The organism is Longispora urticae (genome assembly GCF_053902585.1).
Window position 1 is genome coordinate 60,242 of record NZ_JAQZSH010000039.1, and the last position, 26,647, is coordinate 86,888.

At 72.4% G+C, this 26,647-nt stretch carries 28 protein-coding genes; 14 read left to right on the top strand and 14 right to left on the bottom strand.

Annotated features, from left to right (window positions below; genetic code table 11):
* The first annotated feature begins 2 nt into the window (after positions 1 to 2).
* Positions 3 to 578: a cyclodeaminase/cyclohydrolase family protein gene (locus tag PT931_RS26590; protein ID WP_456248433.1), complete on the top strand. Its 576-nt coding sequence runs from the start codon at positions 3 to 5 to the stop codon at positions 576 to 578.
* Complete coding sequence (locus PT931_RS26595) at positions 575 to 1,402, top strand: bifunctional 5,10-methylenetetrahydrofolate dehydrogenase/5,10-methenyltetrahydrofolate cyclohydrolase (protein WP_456248434.1); 828 nt, start codon at positions 575 to 577, stop codon at positions 1,400 to 1,402. The genes PT931_RS26590 and PT931_RS26595 overlap by 4 nt, the downstream gene beginning before the upstream one ends.
* Before the next feature lie 154 nt (positions 1,403 to 1,556).
* On the opposite strand, the gene PT931_RS26600 is transcribed toward PT931_RS26595, so the two are convergent.
* Entirely contained in the window at positions 1,557 to 2,669 is a 1,113-nt protein-coding gene (locus PT931_RS26600) for an epoxide hydrolase family protein (RefSeq protein WP_456248459.1), read from the bottom strand.
* Between the two features lie 174 nt (positions 2,670 to 2,843).
* On the opposite strand from PT931_RS26600, the gene PT931_RS26605 reads away from it, so the two are divergent.
* Positions 2,844 to 5,228, top strand: a complete 2,385-nt coding sequence (locus tag PT931_RS26605) for an ATP-binding cassette domain-containing protein (protein WP_456248435.1) — start codon at positions 2,844 to 2,846, stop codon at positions 5,226 to 5,228.
* Positions 5,229 to 5,610: 382 nt separating this feature from the next.
* A complete protein-coding gene (locus PT931_RS26610) occupies positions 5,611 to 7,005 on the top strand; it encodes an FAD-dependent monooxygenase (RefSeq protein WP_456248460.1) in 1,395 nt (464 codons plus the stop codon).
* A 202-nt stretch (positions 7,006 to 7,207) separates the two neighbouring features.
* Here the strand turns inward: PT931_RS26610 and pyrH are convergent, their stop codons facing one another.
* From pyrH to PT931_RS26625, 3 genes are all read right to left on the bottom strand, one after another.
* Entirely contained in the window at positions 7,208 to 7,930 is a 723-nt protein-coding gene (gene pyrH / locus PT931_RS26615; protein WP_456248436.1) for a UMP kinase, read from the bottom strand.
* Between the two features lie 410 nt (positions 7,931 to 8,340).
* A complete protein-coding gene (locus tag PT931_RS26620) occupies positions 8,341 to 8,799 on the bottom strand; it encodes a ribosomal maturation YjgA family protein (RefSeq protein WP_456248437.1) in 459 nt (152 codons plus the stop codon).
* A 171-nt stretch (positions 8,800 to 8,970) separates the two neighbouring features.
* Positions 8,971 to 9,945 carry a helix-turn-helix transcriptional regulator gene (locus PT931_RS26625; RefSeq protein ID WP_456248438.1) on the bottom strand — a complete coding sequence of 325 codons (975 nt, stop codon included), beginning with the start codon at positions 9,943 to 9,945 and terminating at the stop codon, positions 8,971 to 8,973.
* A gap of 129 nt (positions 9,946 to 10,074) precedes the next feature.
* Between PT931_RS26625 and PT931_RS26630 the strand changes: the two genes are divergently transcribed.
* The gene (locus tag PT931_RS26630) at positions 10,075 to 10,476 is read left to right on the top strand and encodes a RidA family protein (RefSeq protein WP_456248439.1); all 402 of its coding nucleotides are present in this window, start codon (positions 10,075 to 10,077) and stop codon (positions 10,474 to 10,476) included.
* A 42-nt stretch (positions 10,477 to 10,518) separates the two neighbouring features.
* Positions 10,519 to 11,004 (top strand): DUF488 domain-containing protein, encoded by a 486-nt coding sequence (locus PT931_RS26635; protein ID WP_456248440.1) that lies wholly within the window; start codon positions 10,519 to 10,521, stop codon positions 11,002 to 11,004.
* A gap of 251 nt (positions 11,005 to 11,255) precedes the next feature.
* On the opposite strand, the gene PT931_RS26640 is transcribed toward PT931_RS26635, so the two are convergent.
* The 3 genes from PT931_RS26640 to PT931_RS26650 all read right to left on the bottom strand — a co-directional run bounded on the left by PT931_RS26640 (position 11,256) and on the right by PT931_RS26650 (position 13,538).
* Positions 11,256 to 12,344, bottom strand: a complete 1,089-nt coding sequence (locus tag PT931_RS26640) for a cobalamin-independent methionine synthase II family protein (protein WP_456248441.1) — start codon at positions 12,342 to 12,344, stop codon at positions 11,256 to 11,258.
* 101 nt (positions 12,345 to 12,445) lie between these two features.
* Positions 12,446 to 12,985, bottom strand: a complete 540-nt coding sequence (locus tag PT931_RS26645; protein WP_456248442.1) for an MOSC domain-containing protein — start codon at positions 12,983 to 12,985, stop codon at positions 12,446 to 12,448.
* Between the two features lie 97 nt (positions 12,986 to 13,082).
* The gene (locus tag PT931_RS26650; protein ID WP_456248443.1) at positions 13,083 to 13,538 is read right to left on the bottom strand and encodes a MarR family winged helix-turn-helix transcriptional regulator; all 456 of its coding nucleotides are present in this window, start codon (positions 13,536 to 13,538) and stop codon (positions 13,083 to 13,085) included.
* A gap of 71 nt (positions 13,539 to 13,609) precedes the next feature.
* Here PT931_RS26650 and PT931_RS26655 point away from each other — a divergent pair, with 71 nt between their 5' ends.
* Positions 13,610 to 14,098, top strand: coding sequence for a VOC family protein (locus PT931_RS26655; protein WP_456248444.1), 489 nt, complete (start codon positions 13,610 to 13,612; stop codon positions 14,096 to 14,098).
* On the opposite strand, the gene PT931_RS26660 is transcribed toward PT931_RS26655, so the two are convergent.
* A complete protein-coding gene (locus PT931_RS26660; RefSeq protein ID WP_456248445.1) occupies positions 14,088 to 14,654 on the bottom strand; it encodes a hypothetical protein in 567 nt (188 codons plus the stop codon). The genes PT931_RS26655 and PT931_RS26660 overlap by 11 nt on opposite strands.
* Before the next feature lie 158 nt (positions 14,655 to 14,812).
* On the bottom strand, positions 14,813 to 16,075 hold the full coding sequence (locus tag PT931_RS26665; RefSeq protein ID WP_456248446.1) for a DUF2254 domain-containing protein: 1,263 nt from the start codon (positions 16,073 to 16,075) through the stop codon (positions 14,813 to 14,815).
* A gap of 81 nt (positions 16,076 to 16,156) precedes the next feature.
* Between PT931_RS26665 and PT931_RS26670 the strand changes: the two genes are divergently transcribed.
* Positions 16,157 to 17,869: a prolyl oligopeptidase family serine peptidase gene (locus PT931_RS26670; protein ID WP_456248447.1), complete on the top strand. Its 1,713-nt coding sequence runs from the start codon at positions 16,157 to 16,159 to the stop codon at positions 17,867 to 17,869.
* A 3-nt stretch (positions 17,870 to 17,872) separates the two neighbouring features.
* On the opposite strand, the gene PT931_RS26675 is transcribed toward PT931_RS26670, so the two are convergent.
* Positions 17,873 to 18,526 (bottom strand): nitroreductase family protein, encoded by a 654-nt coding sequence (locus PT931_RS26675; protein ID WP_456248448.1) that lies wholly within the window; start codon positions 18,524 to 18,526, stop codon positions 17,873 to 17,875.
* Positions 18,527 to 18,727: 201 nt separating this feature from the next.
* Here PT931_RS26675 and PT931_RS26680 point away from each other — a divergent pair, with 201 nt between their 5' ends.
* Both PT931_RS26680 and PT931_RS26685 read left to right on the top strand, forming a co-directional pair.
* Entirely contained in the window at positions 18,728 to 19,333 is a 606-nt protein-coding gene (locus tag PT931_RS26680) for a superoxide dismutase (protein ID WP_363722453.1), read from the top strand.
* A 56-nt stretch (positions 19,334 to 19,389) separates the two neighbouring features.
* The gene (locus PT931_RS26685) at positions 19,390 to 20,160 is read left to right on the top strand and encodes a hypothetical protein (protein WP_456248449.1); all 771 of its coding nucleotides are present in this window, start codon (positions 19,390 to 19,392) and stop codon (positions 20,158 to 20,160) included.
* 51 nt (positions 20,161 to 20,211) lie between these two features.
* Here PT931_RS26685 and PT931_RS26690 read toward each other — a convergent pair whose 3' ends face one another.
* Together PT931_RS26690 and PT931_RS26695 are read right to left on the bottom strand one after the other, a co-directional pair.
* A complete protein-coding gene (locus PT931_RS26690; RefSeq protein WP_456248450.1) occupies positions 20,212 to 20,757 on the bottom strand; it encodes a LysM peptidoglycan-binding domain-containing protein in 546 nt (181 codons plus the stop codon).
* Positions 20,758 to 20,822: 65 nt separating this feature from the next.
* Complete coding sequence (locus PT931_RS26695) at positions 20,823 to 21,278, bottom strand: hypothetical protein (protein WP_456248451.1); 456 nt, start codon at positions 21,276 to 21,278, stop codon at positions 20,823 to 20,825.
* 79 nt (positions 21,279 to 21,357) lie between these two features.
* Between PT931_RS26695 and PT931_RS26700 the strand changes: the two genes are divergently transcribed.
* Complete coding sequence (locus tag PT931_RS26700; RefSeq protein ID WP_456248452.1) at positions 21,358 to 21,783, top strand: ABA4-like family protein; 426 nt, start codon at positions 21,358 to 21,360, stop codon at positions 21,781 to 21,783.
* Here PT931_RS26700 and PT931_RS26705 read toward each other — a convergent pair.
* Together PT931_RS26705 and PT931_RS26710 are read right to left on the bottom strand one after the other, a co-directional pair.
* Positions 21,730 to 22,938: a sensor histidine kinase gene (locus PT931_RS26705; protein WP_456248453.1), complete on the bottom strand. Its 1,209-nt coding sequence runs from the start codon at positions 22,936 to 22,938 to the stop codon at positions 21,730 to 21,732. The two genes, PT931_RS26700 and PT931_RS26705, sit on opposite strands and share 54 nt — an antisense overlap.
* Positions 22,939 to 22,984: 46 nt before the next feature.
* Positions 22,985 to 23,665 (bottom strand): response regulator transcription factor, encoded by a 681-nt coding sequence (locus tag PT931_RS26710; RefSeq protein WP_456248454.1) that lies wholly within the window; start codon positions 23,663 to 23,665, stop codon positions 22,985 to 22,987.
* A gap of 72 nt (positions 23,666 to 23,737) precedes the next feature.
* Between PT931_RS26710 and PT931_RS26715 the strand changes: the two genes are divergently transcribed.
* The 3 genes from PT931_RS26715 to PT931_RS26725 are packed head-to-tail and all read left to right on the top strand — an operon-like array spanning position 23,738 to position 26,551.
* Complete coding sequence (locus tag PT931_RS26715; RefSeq protein ID WP_456248455.1) at positions 23,738 to 24,790, top strand: LolA family protein; 1,053 nt, start codon at positions 23,738 to 23,740, stop codon at positions 24,788 to 24,790.
* Entirely contained in the window at positions 24,787 to 25,713 is a 927-nt protein-coding gene (locus PT931_RS26720) for an ABC transporter ATP-binding protein (protein WP_456248456.1), read from the top strand. The genes PT931_RS26715 and PT931_RS26720 overlap by 4 nt, the downstream gene beginning before the upstream one ends.
* Positions 25,700 to 26,551 (top strand): ABC transporter permease, encoded by an 852-nt coding sequence (locus PT931_RS26725; RefSeq protein WP_456248457.1) that lies wholly within the window; start codon positions 25,700 to 25,702, stop codon positions 26,549 to 26,551. The genes PT931_RS26720 and PT931_RS26725 overlap by 14 nt, the downstream gene beginning before the upstream one ends.
* The last annotated feature ends 96 nt before the right edge of the window (positions 26,552 to 26,647 follow it).

Below are 26,647 nucleotides of genomic sequence, written 5' to 3' on the forward strand. Positions count from 1 at the left end.
CCGTGCAGGAATTTCTCGACCGACTGGCCAGCCGCAGTCCCGCCCCCGGTGGCGGGGCCGCCGCCGCGCTGCACGCCGCCCAGGGCGCGGCCCTGCTCGCGATGGTCGCCCGCTACAGCGACGGCCCGAAGTACGCGGGGCACGCGCCCCTGATCACCGCCGTCCTCACCGAGGCCGAGGAGCTGCGCGGGCGCGCCGTGGCCCTGGTCGCCGAGGACGCCGAAGCCTTCGCCGCCGTGGCCGCCGCGTACAAGGGGCCCCGGGAGGTGCTCGCCGCCGCCCTGGTGGACGCGGCCCGCCCGCCGGCCGCCGTGATCGCCCTCGCGGGCCGGTTGGTCGCGCTCGCCGAGGACCTGCTGCCCGTCGGCAACCGCAACGTGGTCACCGACATCGCGGCCGCCGTCGAGGCCGCCCGCGCCGCCGCGACCACCTCCCGGGTCAACGTGGAGGTCAACCTCGCCGGCGCCACCGACCCCGACGCGCGCCGCGACCTCCTCGCGACCCTCGACGGGGTCGACGACCTCGTGGCCCGCGCCGACCGGGTCACCGCCGACGTCCGTGAGGGGCTGGCGGCGTGAACCTGTCCGGACGGGAACTCGCGGCCACCATCCGCGCCGACGTCGCCGCCCGGGTCGCCCAGGGGCCCGCGCCGAAACTCGCGATCGTCACGGCCACCGCCGACGAGGCCAGCGCCTGGTACGTGCGCTCCCTGGCCACGGCCGCCGGCAAGGTCGGCATCACCTGCGAGGTGCTGGACCTCGGCCCGGACGCCTACACGGCCACCGTCACCGACGCGCTGCGGAAGCTCGCCGCCGACCCGGGCACGCACGGCGTCATCCTGCAGACCCCGCTGCCCGCCGGGGTCGACGCCCGCGCGGTGGCCCTGGCCATCGACCCCGCCCAGGACGTCGACGGCGCGAACCCGGAGAGCCTCGGCCGGCTCGTCTGCGGCCTGCCCGCGTACCCGCCCGCGACCGCCGAGGCCGTCGTCGCGCTCCTCGACCACCACGGCGTACCCCTCGCGGGCAGGGAGGCCGTCGTGGTCGGCCGGTCCACGGTGGTCGGCAAACCCCTCGCGCACCTGCTGCTCGACCGGGACGCCACGGTCACCGTCTGCCACTCCCGCACCGCGGACCTGGCGGCCGTCACCCGGCGCGCGGAGATCCTCGTCGTGGCCGTCGGCCGGGCCGGACTGGTCCGCGCCGGACACGTCGCCCCGGGTGCCATGGTCGTCGACGTCGGCACGCATCCGACGGCCGACGGGGGACTGGTCGGGGACGTCGACGCCGACTCGGTGGCCGGGGTGGCGGGGGCGCTGAGCCCCGTACCCGGCGGAGTGGGTCCCGTGACGACCGCCCTGCTGCTGCGGCACACCCTGGACGCGGCCCGGGCCCGGGCCTGAGGTTCGGCCCGCCGCCACCGGCACGGGGCCGCCCTGCGCCGCGTTGATCGCGGTCGGGGATGACGACGGTGTGCAGGCGGCCGTGCGTCCACACGCGCCGACGTCCCGGCGCCACCACCTCGGTGGTCGCGCCGGGACGTCGGTGACAGCGGGGTCAGGCGACCGAGCGGAAGAACTCCCGGACGTCGTCCACCAGCGCCGCCGGCTGCTCCAGGGACAGGAAGTTGCCGCCGCGCTCCACCTCGGTCCAGCGCGTCACGTTGTGGTCGCGCTCGGCGAACCGGCGGATCGCCACGTCCGTCGTGGCGGTCGCGATCACGGCCGTGGGCACGGTGCCGCGCGGCTTCGGGGCCCAGGCGGCCGGGTCGTGGGCCGACTCGTAGTACAGGTTGGCGGAGGAGCCGGCGGTGCCGGTGAACCAGTACACGCTGATGTTGGTCAGGAGGTTGTCGATCCCGACCGCGTCCTCGGGGGACTTGGCCGCCGCGTCGGTCCACTCCTGGAACTTCTCCGTGATCCAGGCCAGCTGCCCGACCGGCGAGTCGTGCAGCCCGAACGCCAGGGTCTGCGGCCGGGTCGACTGGATGGCGTTGAAGCCCATCATGTCGTCGCGGAAGTTCTGCAGCCGACCGAGGCGGCCCTGCTCCAGCTCGGAGAGGCCCTCGAAGTCCGCCGGGTCATCCGACGGGAACGTGATCAGGCCGTTGAGGTGCACCCCGACCACCTTTTCGGGTGCCTGGCGGCCCATCTCGGCGGCGATCCAGGCGCCACCGCCGCCGCCCTGCACGCCGTAGCGCTCGTAGCCGAGGCGGTCCATCAGGGTCACGAACGCGCCCGCGATCCGGCCGGTGTTCCAGCCCGGGCCGGCGTGCGGGCCGGAGAAGCCGACGCCGGGGGTGGAGGTGACGACCACGTGGAAGTCCTCGGCCAGCGGAGCGATCACCTCGGAGAACTGGGTGAACGAGCCCGGCCAGTCGTGCACCAGCAGCAGCGCCACCGCGTCCGGGTTGGCCGAACGGACGTGGACGAAGTGGATGTTCTGCCCGTCGGCCTCCGTCGTGAACTGCGGGAACGCGTTCAGCTTGTCCTCGGCGGCGCGCCAGTCGAAGCTGTCGGCCCAGTACTCCGCGAGGCCGCGCAGGTAGTCGGCCGGCACGCCCCGGGTCCACGGGTCGCCGGGCAGCTGCCCCGCCCACCGGGTGCGGCCCAGGCGGTCGCGCAGGTCGTCGACGTCGGCCTGGGGGACGGCGATCCGGAAGGGGCGGATCTCGGTGGCGGCAGTGGTGTTCTCGGACACGGCGGGGGCCTTTCTCGCTGCTCACACGGGCTTCGGTACCTGTACAGCATAGCAGAACGAAGCATTCCGTTCCACTGCTGGGGCGCCGGGATCCGATCAGCTTTTGAGAAGCACCGGCCCCTCGGGTCACCTAGAGTGACCGTCATGACGAGTAGGGCCAGGAAGACGGATCCGACCGTGCACGCCGCCGACAGCCACGACCTGATCCGGGTCCAGGGCGCGCGGGTGAACAACCTCAAGGACGTCAGCGTCGAGCTCCCCAAACGCCGGCTGACGGTGTTCACCGGCGTCTCCGGCTCCGGCAAGAGCTCCCTGGTGTTCGGCACGATCGCCGCGGAGTCCCAGCGCCTGATCAACGAGACGTACAGCACCTTCGTGCAGGGGTTCATGCCGACCCTGGCGCGCCCCGAGGTCGACGTCCTCGACGGACTGACGACCGCGATCATCGTCGACCAGCAGCGGATGGGCGTCGACCCGCGCTCCACGGTCGGTACGGCCACCGACGCCAACGCCATGCTGCGCATCCTGTTCAGCCGGCGCGGGAAGCCGTACGTCGGCTCGCCCCAGGCGTTCTCCTTCAACGTGGCCTCGATCAGCGGAGCCGGCGCGGTCACCATGGAGAAGGGCGGCAAGACCGTCAAGGAACGGCGCAGCTTCAGCGTCACCGGCGGCATGTGCCCGCGCTGCGAGGGCCGGGGCTCGGTCACCGACTTCGACCTGACCGCGTTCTACGACGAGACGAAGTCGCTCAACGAGGGCGCGCTGACCATCCCCGGGTACAGCATGGAGGGCTGGTTCGGCCGGATCTTCAGCGGCAGCGGATTCTTCGACATGGACAAGCCGATCCGGAAGTACACCAAGAGGGAGTTGCACGACCTGCTGTACAAGGAGCCGACGAAGATCAAGGTCGAGGGCATCAACCTCACCTACGAGGGCCTGATCCCGAAGATCCAGAAGTCGATGCTGGTCAAGGACGTCGACGCGATGCAGTCGCACATCCGGGCGTTCGTCGAGCGGGCCGTGACGTTCACGACCTGTCCCGACTGCGACGGCACCCGGCTCAGCGAGACGGCCCGATCCTCGAAGATCAAGGGGATCAGCATCGCCGACGCGTGCGCCCTGCAGATCAGCGACCTGGCGAGCTGGGTACGCGGCCTCAAGGAGCCCTCGGTGGCCCCGCTGCTCGCCAAGCTGGCCCACACCCTCGACTCGTTCGTGGAGATCGGCCTCGGGTACCTGTCCCTCGACCGGCCGTCGGGCACCCTGTCGGGCGGCGAGTCGCAGCGCACCAAGATGATCCGGCACCTGGGCTCCTCCCTCACCGACGTCACCTACGTCTTCGACGAGCCCACGATCGGCCTGCACCCGCACGACATCGCGCGCATGAACGACCTGCTGCTGCGGCTGCGCGACAAGGGCAACACGGTGCTCGTCGTCGAGCACAAGCCGGAGACCATCGTGATCGCCGACCAGGTCGTGGACCTCGGCCCCGGCGCCGGTACGGCCGGCGGCCGGATCTGCTTCGAGGGCACCGTCGAGGGCCTGCGGTCCAGCGGCACCATCACCGGCCGGCACTTCGACGACCGGGCCACCCTCAAGGACACGGTGCGCACGCCCACCGGCACCCTGGCGATCCGCGGCGCGAACGCGAACAACCTGCGCGACGTCGACGTGGACATCCCGCTCGGCGTGCTCTGCGTCGTCACCGGCGTGGCCGGCTCCGGCAAGAGCTCGCTCATCCACGGCTCCATCCCGGCCGGCGAGGGCGTCGTGTCCGTCGACCAGGGCGCGATCCGGGGCTCGCGGCGCAGCAACCCGGCCACGTACACCGGACTGCTCGAACCGATCCGCAAGGCCTTCGCGAAGGCCAACGGCGTCAAGCCCGCCCTGTTCAGCGCCAACTCCGCCGGCGCCTGCCCGACCTGCAACGGCAACGGCGTCATCTACACCGACCTGGCCATGATGGCCGGCGTCGCCACCGTCTGCGAGGAATGCGAGGGCAGGCGCTTCCTGGCCTCGGTCCTGGAATACAAACTCGGAACCAAGGACATCAGCGAGGTACTCGCCATGTCGGTCACCGAGGCCGAGAAGTTCTTCGGCGCCGGCAAGGCGCACACCCCGGCCGCGCACGCCATCCTCGCCCGGCTCGCCGACGTCGGCCTCGGCTACCTCAGCCTCGGACAGCCCCTCACCACCCTGTCCGGCGGCGAACGCCAGCGGGTCAAACTCGCCACCCACATGACGGAGAAGGGCGGCACGTACGTCCTCGACGAGCCGACCGCGGGCCTGCACCTCGCCGACGTCGAACAGCTCCTCGGGCTCCTCGACCGGCTCGTGGACTCCGGCAAGTCCGTGATCGTGATCGAACACCACCAGGCCGTCATGGCCCACGCCGACTGGATCATCGACCTCGGCCCCGGCGCCGGCCACGACGGCGGCCGGCTCGTGTTCGAGGGCACCCCCGCGGCACTCGTCGCCGCCAGGTCGACGCTCACGGGCGAGCACCTCGCGGCGTACGTGGGCAGGTGAAGCCGGGGGAGCGGGGCCGCCTCACCGCTCCCCGACACCGGTCTGGGTCCACCTGCTCACGTCCGTTCGGGGAGCGGTCCCGTCCGCGATCACGCGCCGGGGAAAGGAGTGGACGGGACGCGGCGCGGGCTTGTAGCTTGCAGGTGACCGTGACACCACCGAGGAGGTGAGACCCATGAACGCTGTACCGCTGTGGGTGCTCCCCCTTCCCGTCACGGGCGGGCGACGGACGTAGGTGTCGCCGGGAGCGCCAATCAGGCACTCCCGAAGGGCAACACCCATGCACACTCCGCCATGCACTCCCGAACCGCAGACGGTCGGGCCCGATCGCGCGCCCCTCGACGTCGACGTGATCATCGCCGGATGCGGTCCGACCGGTGCGATGCTCGCCGCCGAACTCCGGCTGCACGACGTGCGGGTCCTCGTCCTGGAGCAGGACACCGAGCCCGCGTCGTTCGCCCGCATCGTCGGCCTGCACATCCGCAGCCTCGAACTGATGGCGATGCGCGGACTCCTGGAGCGCGTCGCCGAGCACGGCAGACGCCGGCCGGCCGGCGGCTTCTTCGCCGCCATCGACAAACCCGCGCCCGAGGGCCTGGACTCCGCGCACGCCTATCTGCTGGGCATCCCGCAGCCGGTCATCGTCCGCCTGCTCGAAGAACACGCGACCGCACAGGGCGCGCAGATCCGGCGCGGTCGCGCGGTGGCCGGGTTCGAGCAGGACGACGACGGCGTGACCGTCCGGCTGGCCGACGGGGAACAGCTGCGTGCGCGCTATCTCGTCGGCTGTGACGGCGCGCGCAGTACGGTGCGCAAACTGCTCGGCGTCGGCTTCCCCGGCGAGCCCACCCGGAACGAGACGCTGATGGGCGAGCTGGAGGTGGGCGTACCACAGGAGGAGATCGCCGCCAGGGTCGCCGCCGTCAAGACCCACCAGCCGTTCTGGATCCGGCCCGTGGGCCCCGGGGCCTACAGCGTCGTGGTCCCCGCCGCCGGGGTCGGCGACCGCGCGCAACCGCCCACCCTCGAGGACTTCCAACGACAGCTGCGCGCCATCGCCGGTACCGACTTCGGCGTGCACTCCCCGCGCTGGTTGTCCCGCTTCGGGGACGCCACCCGGCTGGCCGAACGCTACCGGGTCGGGCGGGTGCTCCTGGCCGGCGACGCGGCGCACATCCACCCGCCCATCGGCGGACAGGGCCTCAACCTGGGCGTGCAGGACGCGTTCAACCTCGGCTGGAAACTGGCCGCGCAGATCCGCGGCTGGGCGCCGGAGACACTGCTGGACACCTACCACGCCGAGCGGCACCCGGTCGCCGCGGACGTGCTGGACAACACCCGCGCCCAGCGGGAACTCAACTCCCCGGAACCGGGCCCACAGGCCGTGCGCAGGCTGCTCACCGAACTGATGGACATCAACGAGGTGAACCGCCGTCTGATCGAGAAGATCACCGCGATCGGCATCCGGTACGACTTCGGCCCGGGCCCCGACCTGCTCGGCCGCCGCCTGCGCGACATCGACCTGAGACAGGGCCGCCTCTACGGACAGCTGCACCAGGGCCGTGGCCTGCTGCTGGACCGCACCGAACGCCTGACCGTCGGCGGCTGGTCGGACCGGGTCGACCACCTCGCGGACCCCACCGCGGTCCTGGACGCTCCGGGCGTCCTGCTCCGCCCCGACGGCCACGTCGCCTGGATCGGCGACCAACAGCGGGACCTGGACGAGCACCTCACCCGCTGGTTCGGCGAGCCGGGGCGCGCGTTGCCCGGCACCTGATCGTCGCGCGCCTGGTCCGTCACGCGGATCAGGCGCGCACCGCCCCGGCGGCGTCGGCCCCACCCGTCGACCGGGTCACCCCGGTCGACGGGGGCGTCAGCCCGGCCCGCTCGGCGACCGGGGTGGACGCTCCGGCAAGGATCAGCACGCGGTTCGTCGACGTGGCCGGCGGGCAGGCCCGTGGCTCGCGCTGCCCTTTCCGCTAGGCGTGGATCCGGGTGCCGACGTCCTCGCCCTCGCACACCGCCCGCATCGCCCCGGTCGCCGCCACATCGAACACGTGCGTCACCAGCCCCTGCTCGCCGGCCAGCACGAACGCCCCCGCGTCCATCACCCGGATGTTGCCGGCCAGCGCCTCGGCGTACGTCAACGAGGTGTACCGCCGGGCATCGGGCGTGGTGTTCGGGTCGGCCTCGTACACGCCGTCCACGCCGCGCTTGGCGACCAGCAGCGCGTCGGCGCCCAGTTCCAGCGCGCGTTGCACGGCCGGATAGTCCGTGGTCACGTACGGCTGCCCGATCCCGCCGGCGAGCAGGACCAGCGCGCCGTGCTCCAGGTGCCGGACCGCGCGCAGCCGGATGAACGGCTCGGCCATGCTCGTCATCGGGATCGCGGTCATCACCCGTACGTCCCGCGCGCTGGCCCCGGTGAGCGCGCCGCGCAGGGTGAGGGCGTTCATGACGGTGCCGAGCATGCCGATGTTGTCGGCCTCCGCCCGGTCGATGCCCCAGCCGTCGGCCATCCGGCCCCGGAAGTAGTTGCCCCCGCCGATCACGACGGCCACCTGCACGCCCAGTTCGCGGACCGTGAGGATCTCGCGGGCGATGTGGGCGAGGCTCGCGGGGTCCACGCCCCAGCCGCGTTCACCGGCGAGCGCCTCGCCACTGATCTTCAGAACCACCCGCGCGTACCTGGACCCGGCCACGGTCTCCTCCTCCGGTGGCCGCACGTCCGGCGACCCGGCCGACTGTAGCCGACGGACCGGGCGCGCGGTGCCCGCTCCACGGCACAGCGGGGAGCCCCGCCGGGTAGGACGATCATCCGTCACTGTGACGGATCCAGGGCCTCCCGGAGCATTCGCACAGGCAGACCCATCCCCATCATTATCGAATTACCGTTACCGGTAATCCGATAATGGCGACCGATAACCCCCTCTCTCGGGTACACCATAATTCCTGTTATGTGGGCACGGCCTTCGCGCCGACCGTCGGACACGGTCGCTACGCGCGAACCTCGACGGCAGGGATCCAGCGGCGGTGGACCGCGCCCATGCCGAGGCGGTCGGCCTCGTCGGCGATCAGAAGTTCGGTGGGCCGTAACGCCGTATCGCCCGCGCTACAGCAAGACGTCCCTGCTCCGCTGGAGATCCGGGCCAGCTCCGTCGTCATCGGGCGGAGTCGGTCGCCGCTCTCCAGCGCGCGCCCACCAATGTAGGACGACCAGGGGGATGATCCCCGCCGGATACCAGGCCAGATCCGCCGGATCGAACCGCACTCCCAGCACGACCCGCGCGACCAGGCTGTGCCGCGACAGGGCAGCCGGGATGTGGGTGAGCTGGGCGAGCTCGACCAGCCAACAGAATCCGACCGCGACCACGCCCGCCACTAGGGGCGAACTCCGCGGCCGGAGGAACAGCGTGGCCGCGTAGATGATCGAGCCGTACAGCGCCGTACCGGAGATCTGCTCGATGGTCCCGCCGACCACCGAGACGGCCCGGATCGCCAGCGCGACGGCCAGGAAGGCCGCGGCTGACGCGACGGCGAGGAGCCGAACTGTGCGAGGCGTGAGGGTCACCGGCGCATGCTAGCCGCAATCAGCGTCCGCCCCAACACCTGTGTGACCTGCGGCATCGCGCATTCTCAGGCGACGGTCCTGGTCCAGCGAGGCCACGTCCCCGCTCACCCGGGCAACAGCCGTACCGTCGCCGAGACCCCGCCATCGAGCCTCCCGCGCCACAGACGGCCGTCAGGTCGCCGCTCCGTAGCGGGTGACCACCGCCGCCGCCCGGTCACGCAGGACGTCGCGCAACCACTCCGGTTCCAGGGCCTCCGCGTTCGTGGCGAGCTGCCACAGCGCCCATTCGGCGTGCCTCGCGTCCTGGAAGGTCACCTCCACCCGCAGCCAGCCGTCCGGGTCCACCTCTTCGGTGGGGACGGCCAACGCCGTCCCCACCAGCTCCTTCCGCCGCGTCGGGTGCACCCGCAGCAGCACGGCGACCAGGTCACCGCCGGCCCGGAACCGGGTGCCGCGTTCCCGCCAGGCCCGGCCCAGGTCGACCCGGTCCGGTCGCTGCGCGGGTTCGGCGAGCTCCTCGGCAGCCAGGACCCGCGACAGCCGGTAGGTGCGGTCCTCGCCGTCCCTTGTGGCCAGCAGATAGCCCTGGTCGCGCACGGTGACCAGGCCGATCGGGTCGACCGTGCGCCACCGGGCGGACTGATCCGCCGCCGCGTAGTGGATGCGCAGCTTGTGTCCGGCGAACACGGCGCGGCGGACCTCGGCGACGATCGCGTCCGGTAGCTCCTCGGTGCCCAGCCGGCGGGAGAGCAGGTCGGTCTCCGGGTCGATGAGCAGGCGTTGGGCCGCGCCCGCCGCGGTGGTCCGGTAGTTCTCGGGGAGCGCGTCGACCACCTTCAGCATGGCCGAGGCGAGCGCCGAACCGAGGCCGAACACCTGCGCGCCGCGCCGAGACCCGGCGACCAGCAGGGCGAGTGCCTCGTCGTGGTTGAGGCCAGTCAGTTCGGTGCGGAAGCCGGGCAGCAGCGCGAAGCCGCCGTGCCGGCCCCGTTCGGCGTAGACCGGGACGCCGGCCGCCGACAGCGCCTCGACGTCGCGCAGCACGGTGCGGGCGGACACCTCCAGCTCGCGGGCCAGGGCGGCCGCCGACAGCCGGCCGTGTTGCCGGAGCAGCAGTACCAGGGAGACCAGCCGGTCGGCGCGCATACGGAAAGTGTCCCAGCAATACACGACAGAGGGTGTCGTGTATTGCTGCGAGGCTGTTCGACACGGCGTCACCGAGGGTGGCGACCGGGCCGAACGACGTGCGTACCCCGAAAAGCGAATGGATCTGAGATGGCGATCGAACGAACTGCAGTCAACCCGGTGACCTGGTCGGCGGAGCTGGGATTCCACCAGGGGGAACTCGTCTCCGGGCACACCAGGACCCTGTACTGCTCCGGGCAGACCGCGATGAGCGCCGAGGGCAGGCCCGAGCACGACGGTGACATGGCCGCGCAGCTGGCCCTGAGCCTGGACAACCTGGAGGCCGTGCTCGGCGGGGCCGACATGTCCCTCGGGAACCTCGTCCGGCTCAACGTCTACACCACCGACGTCGACCTGCTCTTCCAGCACTACGGCGTGCTGGCGGCGCGGTTGGGCGCGGCCCGGGTGGCCCCGGCCACCACGATGCTCGGGGTGACCCGGCTGGCGATCCCCGGCCAGCTGGTCGAACTCGAGGGCACCGCTGTCGCGTGAGGTGACTGTCGGCACCGGTACCGGGAAGGTAGGGGAGTTCCAGTGCGAAGAATCGTGACCATCGGCGTGTACGGCTTCACCGCCGCGGCCTTCCTCGACAAGCTCGCCGCCGGAGGAGTGGGCCTGCTGCTCGACCTCCGCCAGCGCCGCGGTGTCCGGGGCCCCGACTACTCCTGGGCGAACTCGGCGCGGCTCCAGGACGCGCTCGCCGGGGCGGACATCGGCTACCGGCACGTGCGGGAGCTGGCGCCGACGACCGGGCTGCGCCAGTTGCAGTACCGCGAGGACGACCGGCAGGGTGTGGGCAAGCGTGACCGGATCGCGTTGGCGCCGGCGTATGTCGAGGGCTACACGGGGGAGATCCTCGACCCGTTCGACCTCGGCGCACTGCTGGCCGGGCTGCCGGGCGACCCGGTGACCGCGCTGTTCTGCGTCGAGCGGGATCCGGAGGCGTGCCACCGCTCGCTCGTGGCCGAACGGCTGCGCGCCGCACACGGCGCGCTGGTCACGAGCCTCCGCCCGGACTGAGCCGGACCCGCCTCGACTGACCAGTCGGTGCAGGAAACCTCAAACGGGACCATTCGTCACTGTTACGGATCGCCCGGCGTGTCCAACCGGCGGCCCGACGAGCCCGCGAGGGCCAGTCGGGCGGGCCCGATGGTCGTCGATCGCGGCGGTTCCGGCGGCGCGGTGCCCGACGTGGACGGGCACCCCCGGAGCTCCGGGGGTGCCCGCACCGACGGTCTGGCGGCGGGGGCCCTGGACGGCCCCCGCCGCTGTCACACCCCGAGCCGCTCGCCGGCGAGCCGGGTGCCCTCCACCCGGGACGTGATCTTCGCGAACGCGATCTCCCGCGAGGTAGACGCGTCGTCGGCGAACGGCGAGAACCCGCAGTCGTCACAGGTGCCGAGCCGGTCGGGCGCGATGAACTCGGCGGCGAGCAGCACCCGGTCGCGGACCTCCTCGACGGTCTCGACCCGGGGGTCGATCGGGTCGGTGACGCCGACGAACACCTTCTGGTCGGGGCGCGCCTCGCGGGCGATGACCTCCAGCACCCGGCGCGGGTCGGCCTCGCTGGCCAGGGCGACGTAGACGTTGCCGGCCTGGATCCGGAACAGGTCCGGAAGCAGCTCGGCGTAGTCGACGTCGGCGCTGTGCGTGGAGTCCTGGTCGCCACCAGGGCAGGTGTGCACGCCGATCCGGGCCCGCTCGGCGTCGGAGAAGCGCTCCAGCAGCCGGTTGTTCAGGTCCACGAAGGACCGCAGCAGGCCCAGGCTCGGGTCGAGCTTGACGGCGAGGCGGCCCTCGGTGAAGTCGAGCTGGACGACGTGCGCGCCGGCGTCGAGACTGCGGCGGACGTCCGCCTCGGCGCCGTCGATGAGGTCCTCGAGGAACTCCTCGCGCGGGTAGCCCTCGACGCCGTCGGCCGGGTAGAACAGGCTCAGCGCGGAGGGCGCGATGACGGCCTGCTTGACGGGCACGGTGGCGATGCGCTGGGCGGCCACCAGGTACTCGTCGGCGTGCACGTTGTAGCGGAACGGTCCCGACACGAGCCGGGGGAGTTGGCGGGTGTGCCCGTCGGCGAAGGGCAGCACGATGCCCTCGCCGTCGAACTGGGCCCCGACCGGGTAGGTCGCGAAGCTGGGCTTGGTCTGCTCGCCGTCGGTGACGACCGGGGAACCGGTCGCCTCAAGTCGTTCGATGGTGTCCCGTAACGCTTTGTCGGACAACACAGTTAGGTCTTCGGAGGACAGAGTGCCCGCGGCGTGTGCTGCTACGCCGGCGATGAGCTCTGAAGGGCGCGGAATGCTGCCGATCTGTTCCGTGGAAAGACTCATAGCGCAAAACGGTATCAAAGTTTCATTCATATCGATACCGCCCAGATGATGAATTCCCCCCGAACGGGGGAGGCGCCCGGATCCGGACATGGTTGAGGACCGGGGGATTCCCCCGGTCCTCATGTGACGGCTCAGACCCTGTCGAGGGCCTCGTGCGGCTCGGGCGGCAGTTCCACGGTGACCGGGTCGCCCGGGCGCACCTCGCTGCCGGTGACGACCACGCCCATGATCCCGGCCCGCCGGACGAGGGCCCCGTCGGCGTCGCGGCCGACCACCCGCTTGAGCAGCCCCGCCTGGAACCCGTTGATCTGTTCGCACGGGTTGCGCAACCCGGTGATCTCCACGACGGCGGTGTCGCCGAGCCGCAGCCGGGCGCCCCGGGGCAGTCCGAGCAGGTCCAGGCCCCGGGTGGTGACGTTCTCGCCGAGCTGGCCGGCGGTGACGTCGTGTCCGGCGGCGGCCAGCTCGTCGTGCAGCTCGGCGTGGATCAGGTGCACCTGGCGCAGGTTCGGCTGCGTGGGGTCCTGCGCGACCCGGGACCGGTGCTTCACGGTCTCCCCGAGGTGCGCGTCGCCCTCGACGCCGAGGCCGGCGAGCAGCCGGATCGCCGGTTGGTTGTCCTTGCTGAACCCGTGCACCCCGCTGCGGCTCACCGCCGTGACGATTCCCATCCCGTGATCGTCCCACCGGAACGATCCGGTGCGGGAGGAGGATCCTCCCGCACCGGATCGGCGGCCCGGGATCCGCCGCCCGCGCGTTTGACCTGGGTCACCCCCGGGCGTCCAGCCGGTCGCGCAGTTTGTCCGACAGCGCCCCGAGGGTCGCCAGTTCCTCGCCGGTCAGCACGTCCACGACCAGCCGCCGGACGCTCGCGACGTGCAGCGGGGCGGCGGCCCGGATCGCGGCCAGCCCGGCGGGGGTGAGGGTCGCGTAGGTGCCGCGCGCGTCCGAGGGGCAGTCCTCCCTGCCGACCAGGCCCCGGCCCTCCATCCGGCGCAGCTGGTGCGACAGCCGGCTCTTGGACCAGGACAGGGCGGCGCCGAGTTCCTGCATCCGCAACCGGTGCCGTTCGGCCTCCGAGAGCATCACGAGAACCAGATAATCGGGGTACGACAGGCCGCTGGGTCCCAGGTCACGGCCCAGTTCGACCTCGAGCAGCTCGGTGAGGGTGGTGTAGGAGCGCCAGGCGGCGAGTTCCTCGGGGGTCAACCAGCGGGTATCCACCCCCACATCATATTGGTTGACTCGTCAACCATGTGTTACCTTCGGTTGACACGTCAACTAAAGGAGTCGACATGGCCGTCCGCAGGCTCAACCACGCGGTCCTCTACGTCCGCGACACCGACGTCTCCGTGGACTTCTACACGAACACCCTGGGGTTCGAGGTCACCGCCGCCCACCCTGGCGCCGTGTTCCTCAAGGCCGCCGGCAGCGCCAACGACCACGACCTGGGCCTGTTCGCGGTGGGCGCTGCGGCCACCGGCCCCGGCCGGGGACAGGTCGGCCTCTACCACCTGGCCTGGGAGGTCGGCACCCTCGGCGAGCTGCTCGACGTCGGCGGCCGGCTCCAGGAGCGCGGCGCGATCGTCGGCGCCACCGACCACCACGTGTCCACGTCGATCTACGCCAGGGACCCCGACGGCATCGAGTTCGAGGTGATGTGGCGGGTGCCGGCCGAGGACTGGGACGGCGAGGCCCGCAACCGCCAGCTCGACCTCGACGCGGCCGTCGCCCGCTGGGGCCCCGACCGGGCGACCGGCGCCGCGGCCGGCTCTAGCACCTGACCGAGACCAGGCCCTCCGCCGCCCCGGCCGGCGCGGGGGCCAGCACCTCGACGGTCACCCGGTAGGCGCGGCGGGAGTCGGCGGCCCAGGTGTGCCGGCGCTCGTCGACGAACGACACCTCGCCGGCCAGCAGCTTGCGGGTCACGGTCTCCGACGCGCCGTCGCCGTAGTGCACCCGGTAGGTGACCTCGGCGGGGCGGCCCACGGGGTGCACGGTGACGAACACCCCGGCCGTCGCGGTCGCGCCCGCCGCACAGGAGGCGGCCAGCACATCCGGGGTCACCCGCAGCGCGACCGTGGTCCGCTCGCCCGTGCCGACGACGCTCGGCACCGCCGAGGCCGAGTCCACCGGGCCGTGCTCGCTGTCCCAGCCCACCATGCCCAGCGCGAACAGCACAGCCGTGGCGCCGACCGCGATCACCGTGGCGCTCAGCCTCCGCCAGCGGGGCGGTCTCGGCGGCGGTTCCATGCTCTCCCAGCCGCGCAGGGTCTGCAGCCACGGCAGCACCCGGGGTGGCAGCTTCTGACGTGCCGCCAGCCCGTTCTCCTCGACCATGGATGCAAGGTACACAGTGCCCGCCCGTCGCGCTCCTATCAGGAATCCGACACGGCCACTTCACCCGGACATGACGGGCGGATCAACTCACGGGGACGGTCGTGCGCGGCGGGCCGGGCCGTCGGCCCGGGCGGTCCCGGCGGCACGACCTGGGCGGCCTAGCCCAGGCCCTGGCGGTCCGGGGTCAGCGCGATCCGCCGCTCCGCCTCGTCCGGGACCGCCCGGCGGACCGCCGCCACCACCAGGTCGCGGTGCGCGGCGACCACCGGGGCCAGCCGTTCCGGCAGGATCACCGCCAGGTCGTCGAGGGCCGCGAGCAACCGGCGGCTGATCTGGGGCGCGTCGGCGCCGTACCGGCGGATCTCCGTGAACGCCAGCCGGGTCAGGCTCTCGAAGTCGGGCACCTCCACGAACACCCTCGGCACGCCCTTGCGGTCGCGGTGCACGCCGGCCGCGTCCGGGCGGGCCCCGATGTCGGCGAGCAGATCCACGATCCGGTCGACGGCCTGCACGGCGGTCGTCGGGTCGTTCACCGCCGGGGACAGGGCGCGGATCGCGATGTCCACGAGGAGGCGCAGCGCGTAGGACGGGTCGTCGTGCAGGGTGCGCTCGCGGCCCCAGTGGAACGCCGACCGCACCGAGGACGCGTACGGCAGCCGCTCGCCCCACACCCGCACCAGCGGCGCGCCCCGGGCCACGAAGTCCCCGACCCGGGGCACCACCCGCAGCTGGGTGTCGCCGCGCGCGGCCAGCCGGACCAGCTTGTGGAAGTTCAGGGACGTCAGGACGGAGGCCTCGGCGGCGAGTACCACCCCGTCGGGTTCGCGGTCGGGCACGGTGGCCGACTCGTCGGGGTGGGCCACCGGGTACCACTCGTCGATGACGCCGCGCGCCTCGACCGCCACCGCCTCGATCATGAAGGTGCTGCGCATCAGCCGCAGGATCGTGTTCACGTAGAACACGAACAGCACGAGGCTGGCGAACAGGAGCAGCCAGTTCACGGCGATGGAGAAGATCGGCACGTCGGAGGAGCCATCCTCGAACTTGTACTCCCCGATCACGCCGAGCACGGTCACCGAGTACGCGAACGTGGCCAGGAAGACCCCGAGGGTGATCTTCGTGATCCGCAGCCGGGCGTAGAACCGCAGCACCCGGGGCGACAGCTGGCTGGCCGCGAGCTGCAGGCCCACCAGCGACATGGAGAACACGACGCCCAGGAAGCTGAGCATGGCCGCGGCGATGGTGGAGATGACCGCCCGGTTGGCCTCGTCCCCGATCGGGGTCTCCTTGACGAGCTCCGGGTCGAACGACGCCCACTCGTCGAGCTGTTCGGTGAACGCCGGCAACAGGATGCCGAGGATCAGCAGGAACAACGGGACCGGCCAGAACGCCGACCGGACCTGCTCCCTCCAGTGCCGCATGATCCCATCGTGCCCGACGCAAGGGTCCCGGCAAGGGCGTTCGGCCTTGATGACCGTGGACGGGGCTGGGAGGCTGACGGGATGTCCGACGAACCGCGCTGGGCGCGCCGTTTCCGTACCCCGCTGATCCTCCCGCCGCAGTGGGCCCGCGACGCCCCGGACCGCGCCGTCTACCGGTCCACGGCCAGCGGAGTCCTGGAGGTCTACGCCTGGGACCGTTCGACGGGTACGCACCGCCAGGTCACCGACCGGCCGCAGGGCACCCAGTCGGCGGCCGTCAGCCGGGACGGCCGGTGGGTGTGGTGGTTCGCCGACACCGACGGCGACGAGTACGGGGTGTGGATGCGCGAGCCGTTCGACGGTTCCGCGCCCGCCGAGCCGGCGTTCGCGACCCTCGGCCCGGGGTACCCGGTCGGGCTGGTGCCCGGGGCCACCGTCACCGTGGTCGGGGTGTCGGGCGCCGACGGGGTGACCGTCCGCGCGGGCGACACGGTCGTGTACTCCTCGCCGCGCGACGCGTCCGTGTGCGCGCTCAACGCCGACGAGACCCTGCTGGCCGTCGAGCACTCGGAGAACTCCGACTCCCGGCACCGGGCCGTGCGGGTGCTCGACCTCGACGGCAAGACCGTGGGGGACATCAGCGACCCGCACGGCCTGTCGGTGGTGGACTTCGCGCCGACCGACAACCGGCTGCTGCTCACCCACGACCGGCACGGCAAGCACGAGCTGCTGCTGTGGGAGCCGGTCACCGGGTACGGGGCGGAGGTGCGGGTGGACCTGCCCGGGGAGGTGTCGGCCAGCTGGTACCCCGACGGGCGTTCGCTCCTGCTCACCCATTCCCACCACGCCCGCGACGAGCTCTACCAGCTCGACCTCAACACCGGGGCGCTGGCCCGGCTGGACACCCCGCGCGGCGTGATCGACGCGGCGGCCGTGCGCCCCGACGGCGACGTGGAGTACCGGTGGAGTTCCGCCGAGCACGGCCCCGTCGTCCGCCGGCTCGACGGCACGGTCCTGCTGGGCGCGCACGCCCCCGACGCCGCGCCGCTGGAGGACCACTGGGTCGCCGGGGTGCACGTGCTGCTGTCGAGGCCGGCCGGCGAGGGCCCGTACCCGACGATCTTCTACCTGCACGGTGGGCCCGACGCGCAGGACGTCGACCGGTACCACCCGGGGCGGTCGGCGTTCGTCGACTCCGGGTACTGCGTCGTGCACGTCAACTACCGCGGCTCGCACGGCTACGGCACCGCCTGGCGCGACGCGCTCGTCGGCAACCCGGGCCGCCCAGAGCTCGAGGACACCGCCGCCGTGTACGACTGGGCCGTCGCCGCCGGCATCGCCGACCCGGCCCGGTGCGTGCTCGGCGGCGCCTCCTGGGGCGGCTACCTGACCCTGCTGGGCCTGGGCACCCAGCCCGAACGGTGGGCGGCCGGCCTGGCACTCGTCCCGATCGGGGACTTCCACACCCTGCACGCCGACGCGACCGAGATGCTCCGCGACTACAACCTGGCGCTGTTCGGCGGCGGCCCCGAGGAGCGGCCGGAGGTGTGGACGGACGCGTCCCCGATCACGCACGTCGACCACGTCCGGGCCCCGGTGCTGATCACGGCCGGGGACAACGACCCGCGCTGCTCGACCCGGCAGATCGACAACTACGTGCGCCGCCTGGCCGAGCGCGGCGCCGTCCACGAGGTGTACCGGTTCGACGCCGGTCACTTCAGTGTCGTGATCACCGAACGCATCGCCCAGGCGGCGCTGCAACTGGACTTCCTGGAGCGGCACCTGCCGCGCTGAGGACTAGGAACTCCACCGCCCGCGGTGCACCACGTCGGCGACCGGCCGACGCCGGGCCGCCACGGACGCGCGCCGCTCCGGGGTGACCTTCAACTCCTTCGGCGCGACGTAGCCCACCGACACCGCGCCGATCGGCACGAAGCCCTCCGGAACGTCGAACGCCGCCCGGTACGCGTCGTGGTTTTCGGGCTGGATGCCGAACAGGCACGCGCCCAGGCCCTCGTCCACGGCTGTGAGCAGCATCAACAGGGCCGCCATGCCCGCGTCGATGTCCCAGTACGGCACCGGCCAGCGGTCCTCGGCGCGGTCGGTCCAGCCCTTGTCGGGCTGCGCGTACCGGTCGAGGTAGGCGTCCTTGTGGGAGTGGGCGACGACGACCAGCGGCGCGGTCCGCATCCCGGCGAGCCAGTCGTCGAGGATGCCCGCCGCCGCGGTCCGGCCGCTGCGGCTGTCCTTCCCGAACGTGCTGACCTCCCAGAACAGGTCCAGGTCCTCGCGGCCCTCCAGGACCAGGAACCCCCAGCCCTGGGAGAACCCGGCGGACGGGGCGCGCAGCGCGTGGGCGACGATCCGCTCCACGATCTCGGGGGACAGGGGCCGGTCGGGGTCGTACTCGCGGACCATCCGGCGGCGGCGCAGAACCTCGCGAAACTCCATAGACGGCAGTCTACGCAACGGTGTTGGCGATCTTCGGTTCCGCGCGCCGGTATAGTTTTGACTCGTGCGGGGAGGAGACATTCAGGGTGTACGAGGCGTTCCCCTGTGTCCCACTGGTCCGGTCGAACTCACACCTCATCCCCAGCCCCGCACTCATGCGCCCGCGCTTGCTCGCGCAATTCTTTTCTCCGGAGGAAGCCGATGAGCATCTACACCCTGCCTGATCTGCCCTATGACTACTCGGCTCTGGAGCCGGCCATGAGTGGCCAGATCCTGGAGCTGCACCACGGTAAGCACCACGCCGCGTACGTGGCCGGCTCCAACGCCACGCTCGACGCGCTCGCCGAGGCCCGCGACAAGGGCAACTACGCGGGCATCGTCGGCCTGGAGAAGACCCTGGCCTTCAACGTCTCGGGTCACGTCCTGCACTCGATCTTCTGGGAGAACCTGTCCCCGGAGGGTGGCGACCGTCCCGAGGGCGAGCTGGCCGCCGCGATCGACGAGTACTTCGGCTCGTTCGAGGCGCTGCAGGCGCAGCTGTCCAACGCGACCAAGCTGGTGCAGGGCTCGGGTTGGGGCGTGCTCGGGTTCGAGCCGCTGTCGGGTCGCCTCCAGGTCACCCAGGTCTACGACCACCACGGCAACGTGGGCGTCGGGACCACCCCGGTGCTGGTGTTCGACGCGTGGGAGCACGCGTACTACCTGCAGTACAAGAACGTCCGCCCGGACTACGTCGACCAGCTGTGGAACCTCGTCAACTGGAGCGACGTGTCGGCCCGGTTCGACGCGGCGCGCGGCGCCAAGTAGTCACCCGCACGATGGAGGGGCCCCCTGGTGGGGCCCCTTTCGCGTACGCTGCGCCGATGCTGATCGACGACCTGACCGTGGCGTTGTCCGCGCACCCGGGGTCCCGGGGGCTGTGGCTGGCCGGGAGCCGGGGGAGGGGCGACGCCGACCGGTACAGCGATGTGGACCTGTGGCTCGTCGTGGACGACGTCGCGGGGTTCCTGGCCGACTGGCCGGCGGTGTGCGACGCGGTGACGCCGACGGTGCTCCGGTCCCAGGTCGGTGCCGCGCCGGTGTTCACGCAGGTCACGCCCGACTGGCAACGGTTCGACCTGTCGGTGGGCACGGTGGCCGACGTGCCGGGGCGGTCCCGGGTCGGGCTGGTGGCGCTGTGGGACCCGTCCGGACTGCACGCCCTGCTGGCCGACGGGCCGACCGTGCCCGCCGTCGACCGGGACCTGGCCGTGGCGGTCACGACCGAGTTCTTCCGGGTCATGGGGCTGCTGCCGATGGTGGTGTTCCGGGGCGACGGGGTGCTGGGTGCCTCCGGGTCGACCCTCGTGCGCCGGTTGCTGCTCGACCTCATGCACCTCGCGGCACCGGTCGCGGACCCGGGTGGGGCGAGCCGACGGTACGCGCTGCTGGCGCCCCGGCACCGGGCCGTCCTGGAGGGGCTGCCCGCGATCGTCGCCACCAGGGAGTCGGTGCTGGCCGTGCACCGGGCGTGTCTGGAGGCGTTCGTACCGCTGGCGCGGGAGCTGTGCGGGGACCGGTACCCCGCTGAGCTGTTCGAGGCTCTGCTCCTCCACCTGGACTGGGAGCTGGACTGGCTGACCGGTCCGGAGTGACGGCGCACGCGAAAGGAGGGGCCCGCGTCGGACCCCTCCCTGTGGCGTTCCCTAGGCCGGGATCGTCAGCGTCTGACCCGCGTTGATCAGGTCCGGGTTGGCGATGCCGTTCGCGCTGGCGATCTTCTGGTACTGGTTGCCGTCGCCGTAGAACCGCTCCGCGATGCCCCACAGGGTGTCGCCGTCGACCACGGTGTACGTCTGGGCGGCTGGCGCGGCGGCCGCGGGCTCGGCGGCGGCCGGGGCCGGAGCCTCCAGCGCCTCGCCGTTGGAGGTGTTCGACGTCCACAGCACGGTGCCGTCGCCGCCCGACAGCACGAGCTCGCGGTCGTTACGCAGGGTCAGCGACGTGCCCGAGCCGGAGGTGTCGGTCGCCCACACGGCGGAGTTGTCGGACGTGTACAGCACGAAGTTGCCGTCGGACTGCAGCTCGGCCCGCACGGCGCCCTTGCCCTCGGTGCCGCTCGACCAGGCCACGTCGGCGTCGGTGTAGAGCACCAGGTTGCCGTCGCCCTGCAGCCGCACCGCGTGCTTGCCGTTGTTCGAGGTGAGCTTCTGCTCCACGCCGAGGCTCTCGCCGGACTTCAAGGTGTCCATCTTGACCCTTTCTCCGATGTATTGGTCAGCCGGAAGCGTAACCGTATCGGAGTAAAAGGGATGTATTAACCCGCCGGTTGGCAGTTGAGCTTCTTCGCGGTCGCCGCCGGCACGTACTGCTCCGTGCAGATCTGCCCCGGGCCGGCCGTCAGCGCGCGCCAGCTCTTCGTCGTCGCGTCGTAGGCGAACAGCACCCGCGCGCTCTGCATCGGGCCGACGGCGCTGGCGAGCGCGAAGTTGTCCTGGCAGGCCACCTTCTCCAGCTTCTCGGGGGCGCCCGCGCCCAGGTACACCGCGTCGAAGGTCTTCAGGTCCGTCAACAGCTTGTCGGCGGCCACCGGGCACGCCTTCACGCCCGGGGCGGCGGGGGTGGCCTTCACCGTGGACGGTGGGGTCGGGCTCGGCAGGGCCACGGTGAGGGTGGGCTCAGGGGTGGGGGCGTCCTTCGTGCTGTCTCCGCAGCCGGCGAGGGCGAGGGGAAGGAGGCTGATGACGCCAGCCGTGCGGACGATGCGGTGCACTGCGTTCCTCCAGAAGGGTGGGTTGCGCGATGCTACCCCCTATACTCGGCGCGGCGACACGCGCCGGTGGAGGTGACCCGTGCGGACAGTGTTCTCCGCGATCTTCTCGATGGCCGCGCCGTTCTGGGCGCTGATGATCCTGGCCCCGACCTGGTCGTGGACCCGGCGGATCGTGTCCTCGCCGTGGATCGCCGCCCCGCCGGCCGTGGTGTACCTGCTCCTGGTCCTCCCGGACATCACGACGATCCTGCCGGCGGTGGCCAGTCCGACCCTCGACGGCATCCGCGACCTGCTCGGCACCCCGCTGGGCGCGACCGTCGGCTGGGCGCACTTCATCGCGTTCGACCTGTTCGTCGGCCGGTGGATCTACCTGGACAGCCGCGAACGCCGGATCCACCCGCTGGTCACGGGGCCGATCCTGCTGGTGACCATCCTGCTCGCCCCGATCGGGCTACTGGCCTACCTGCCGGTCCGCCACCTCCACCGGCCCGACGAACCGCGGTAGCCGCACCTCCGCGCGCAGCCCGGGGGCCGCGTCGGAGAGCCGGACCGTGCCGTTGTGCGCGGCGACGAGTTCGCGGACGATGGCCAGTCCCAGGCCCGTACCGCCGCCGTCGCGGCCGCGCGCGTCGTCGAGCCGGGTGAAGCGGCCGAACACCCGTTCGCGGTCCTCCGCCGGGATGCCGGGGCCGTCGTCGGTGACCGTGACCAGGACCTGCGGGCCGTCGCGGGACACGTCGACGGCCACGGTGCCCCGGGCGTGCCGCAGCCCGTTGTCGACCAGGTTCGCCACGATCCGCTCCAGCTGGCCCCGGTCGCCGGAGGTGGACTGCGGGGTGCCGGTGACGGCCACCGTCGGGTACCGGGCCCGCAGGCCGCGCACCAGGTCCAGCAGGTCGACGGGTTCCCGCCGGGTGGACGCCCGCTCGTCGACCCGGGCCAGGAGCAGCAGGTCGTCGGTGAGCCGGTTGAGCCGGGCGACGTCGGTGAGCAGTTCCTCCGGGTCGGCCTGCTCGCCGAGGTGCGCGGCGACCTCCAGTTGGGTCCGCAGGCTCGCCAGGGGGCTGCGCAGCTCGTGGGCGGCGTCGGCGACGAACGCGCGCTGCCGGGCCCGGGCCTCCTCGACGGGCCGCAGGGTCGCGCCCACCAGCCGCCACGCGATCGCGACCAGGCAGGCCAGGAGCAGCGGGAACGCGACGAGCAGGGTGGTCCGCAGCGCCCGGACGGTCTGCTGGGCGTCGCGCGCGGACACCTCGACGAGCACCGTGCCCTGCCCGGGTACCGGGGCGGCGACGACCAGGGTCTCCCCCTCCGGCCCGCGCAGGTGGATCGTCTGGCCGGTGCGGGCGCGGTCCAGGTCGTCCGGGCGCAGCAGCGCGACGAGCCGGTCGGCGCCGATGGAGGCGGCCAGGATCCGCCCGTCACCGTCGACGAGCTGCACGACCCCGGAACCACTGGTGGGTACCGGGTCGGACAGCTCCCCGGCCAGCGCCAGCTCCGCGACGTCGTTGGCCGTGTGCCGGGCGGTGTCGTCCAGCGAGCGGAGCAGGGCGAACTTCAGCGCGAGGACGAGCAGCAGGCCGCCGAGCGCGAGGGTGGCGGCGACCCCGGCGGTGCCGAGCAGCACGAGCCGGGTCCGCAGGTCCAGGCGGCGCGTCATCCCGTCCGCCCCGGCCGGGAGGTCACCCGGGCACCGGTGCCGCCCATCACGCCCCCCGGTCGTCGGCGAGCCGGTATCCGAGCCCGCGCACCGTCTGCACCGACCGGCGCCCGAACGGCACGTCGATCTTGCGCCGCAGGTAGCCGACGTACACCTCCACCACGTTCGGGTCGGTGTCCGCGCCGGCCTCCCAGACGTGGTCCAGGATCGCGATCTTGGAGCACGCGGTCCCCGGATGCCGGATCAGGTACTCCAGCAGCGCGAACTCCTTGCTGGTCAGCGCGATGTCGACCTCCCCGCGGCGCACCTGCCGGCTGGCCGGGTCCAGGGTCAGGTCCCCGACCGCGAGCACCGCCGGCCGTTCCGGGGCGCCCCGGCGCAACAGGGCCCGCAGCCGGGCCAGCAGCACCACGAACGAGAACGGCTTGGTCAGGTAGTCGTCGGCCCCGGCGTCGAGCCCGTCGGCCTGGTCGTACTCGCCGTCCTTGGCCGACAGCATCAGGACCGGCACCCAGTTGGCCTCCGCGCGCAGGGTCGCCACGATCCGGTACCCCGACAGCCGCGGCAGCATGATGTCGAGGACGACGGCCGCGTAGTCGCCGTACCGGGCGGCCTCCAGGCCCTCGATCCCGTCGGCGGAGAGGTCCACGACGAAGCCCTCGGCCTCCAGCCCCCGCTTCAGCGCCCGGGCCAGTCGTTCCTCGTCCTCCACCACCAGCAGCCGCATGCCCACAGCCTGCCACGCGCGCGGCCCCGCCCGGCGGCGCTCTCAGGCTCCTCACAGGGTCGGCGGCGCAGGATGGGGGGCATGACTGACAACAGGCTTCGCTGGGCGGTCCCGGTCGGCATCGTCACCACCGTCGCGGCCGTCGTGGGATTCAGCCAGATCGCGGGCGCCACGAACGCGCCCGACCTGCCCAAACGCACCGCTTCCCAACTTCTCGTCGACCTGCGCGGGGCCCAGCTCGACGCCCTGAGCGGCACCGTCGTGCAGCGCGCCGACCTGGGGCTGCCCGCGTTCGCCGGCGCCGGGGGCGGCTCGGACTTCACGTCCCTGGTGAGCGGCAACCACACCCTCAAGGTCTGGTACGCCGGCCCGGACAAGATCCGGCTGGCCCTGCTCGGCACGCTCGGCGAGTCCGACGTGATCCGCAACGACGACGACCTGTGGCTGTGGTCGAGCAAGGACCACAAGGCCGTGCACTCCAAGGTCACCGGTGAGCACAAGGCCGACGGGCCCCTGGACCCGCAGAACCTGCCGAAGACCCCGCAGGAGGCGGCCGACCGGCTGCTGGCCACCATCGACCCGTCCACGGTCGTCACCACGGCCAGCAACGTCACGGTCGCCGGCCGGGCCGCGTACGACCTGATCCTCGCCCCGCGCGACAAGGACTCGCTGATCGGCTCGGTGCACGTGGCCGTCGACGGCGAGCGGCACGTCCCGCTGCGGGTGCAGGTCTTCGCCAAGGGCAGCTCGGCCGCGGCCTTCGAGGTCGGCTTCCAGCAGATCTCCTTCGAGAAGCCGGGTGCCGAGCACTTCCAGTTCACCCCGCCGCCCGGCACGGAGAAGTCCGAGGCCCCGGCCGCGCCCGGCCCGTCCGACCTGCCGCCGGCCGCCGACGCCGCCAAGCCCGTGCTGAAGGGCACCGGCTGGACCACCGTCGTCGTCGCGCGGCCCGGCACGATGCCGAAGGAGGCCGGAGGCATCCTCGGCCAGCTGCCGAAGGTCAGCGGCGACTGGGGCAGCGGCCGGCTGCTGAGCTCGAAGCTGTTCTCCGCGCTGATCACCGACGACGGCCGCGTGATCGTCGGCGCGGTCGCCCCGCGGAAGCTGTACGAGGCGGCCCAGTGACGTACAACCCCTTGGCGGTCCGCACCCAGGGCCTCACCAAGCGGTTCCGGGCCCAGGTCGCGGTGGACGCCGTCGACCTGGCCGTCCCGACCGGGGCCGTGTACGGCTTCCTCGGGCCGAACGGCTCCGGCAAGACGACCACGATCCGGATGCTGCTGAACCTGATCAGCCCGACGGCCGGCAAGCACGAACTCCTCGGTACCCCGGCCGCGGCCGCGCTGTCCAAGGTCGGCTCGCTGGTGGAAGGGCCGGCGTTCCACCCGTACCTGTCGGGGCGCGACAACCTGCGCCGGCTCGACGCGGCCGACCGCACCGCCGACGGGGCGACGGCCACGACCCGGATCGACAAGGCCCTGGACCGGGTGGGGCTGCTGCCGGCGGCCCGCAAGCGCTACCGGGCGTACTCGCTCGGCATGCGACAGCGCCTGGCCCTGGCCGGCACCCTGCTCCAGCCCCGTGAGCTGCTCATCCTCGACGAGCCGACGAACGGGCTGGACCCGCAGGGCACCCGGGAGGTCCGCAACATCATCGCGGGGCTGGCCGCCGAGGGCTCGACGGTGATGCTGTCGACGCACCTGCTGTCGGAGGTCGAGCAGATCTGCACCCACGTGGGCGTCATGCACCTGGGCAAACTCGTCGCGCAGGGTTCGATCGACGCGATCCGGGGCCGGACCCTGCCGACCGCGCGGGTCGACACCGCCCTGCCCGAGGAGGCCGCCGCCACACTGCGCGGCCTGGGCCTGACCGACGTCGCCGTGGGGGAGTCCTCCGCCACCGGCCTGCTGGGCGAGATCGCCCCGGAGAAGGTCGTCGCCGCGCTCGTCGGGGACGGGGTGCCGGTGCGCGGCTTCGCGGTGCAGCGCCCCGACCTGGAGGAACTGTTCGTCACACTCACCGGGGAGGGCTTCGATGTCAGCGGTTGAGGCGCCCGCGCGGGTGGGCCGGCCGACGACCCGGTTCTTCCGTTCGGAGCTGATGCTCATCTTCGGCCGGCGCCGCAACTGGGTGGGCCTGGCCATCCTCGCCGTCGTGCCGTTGATCATCGCCATCGCGGTGAAGGTCGACAACCCGGACAACGGCGGGGGCGGTGGTGGGGACTTCTTCTCCGCGATCACCGACAACGGGCTGTTCGTCGGGCTGGCCGCGCTGATGGTGGAGATCCCGCTGTTCCTGCCCCTGGCCGTGGCCACGATCTCCGGGGACTCCATCGCCGGGGAGGCCAACCAGGGCACGCTGCGGTACCTGCTGGCCGTGCCCGTGACCCGGGCCCGGCTGCTGGCGGTCAAGTTCGGGGCGCTCGTCGTGTTCGCGGCGACCGCCACGCTCGCGGTCGCCGTCACGGGGGTCGTCGCCGGGCTGGCCCTGTTCGGGGGCGGGCCGATGACCCTGCTGTCGGGTACCCAGATCGGGTTCTGGGGTGGGGTGGGCCGGCTGCTGCTGGTCTGCGGCTACGTCACGGTCTGCCTGACCGCGCTCGCCGCGATCGGGCTGTTCTTCTCCACCCTGACGGAGCAGCCGATCGGCGCGGGCGTGGCGGTGCTGATGCTGACGATCGTGAGCACGATCCTCGACGCGATCCCGCAGCTGTCGTTCCTCGGCCCGTACCTGCCGACGCACTACTGGTACGCGTTCGGTGACCTGCTGCGCGACCCGATCGCGATGAACTCGGTCGGACCGGGGCTGCTGTCGGCGGCGGTGTACACGGCGGTCTTCACGTCGGCGGCGTGGGCGCGGTTCTCGTCGAAGGACGTGACGAGCTAGAACCTTCACGGGTACGGGGCCGGGGCCGCGGGCCCGGCCCGACCGACGGGCCCCGGAGCATGTGACTGCTCCGGGGSCCGKSGGGCCGCGGCGGGG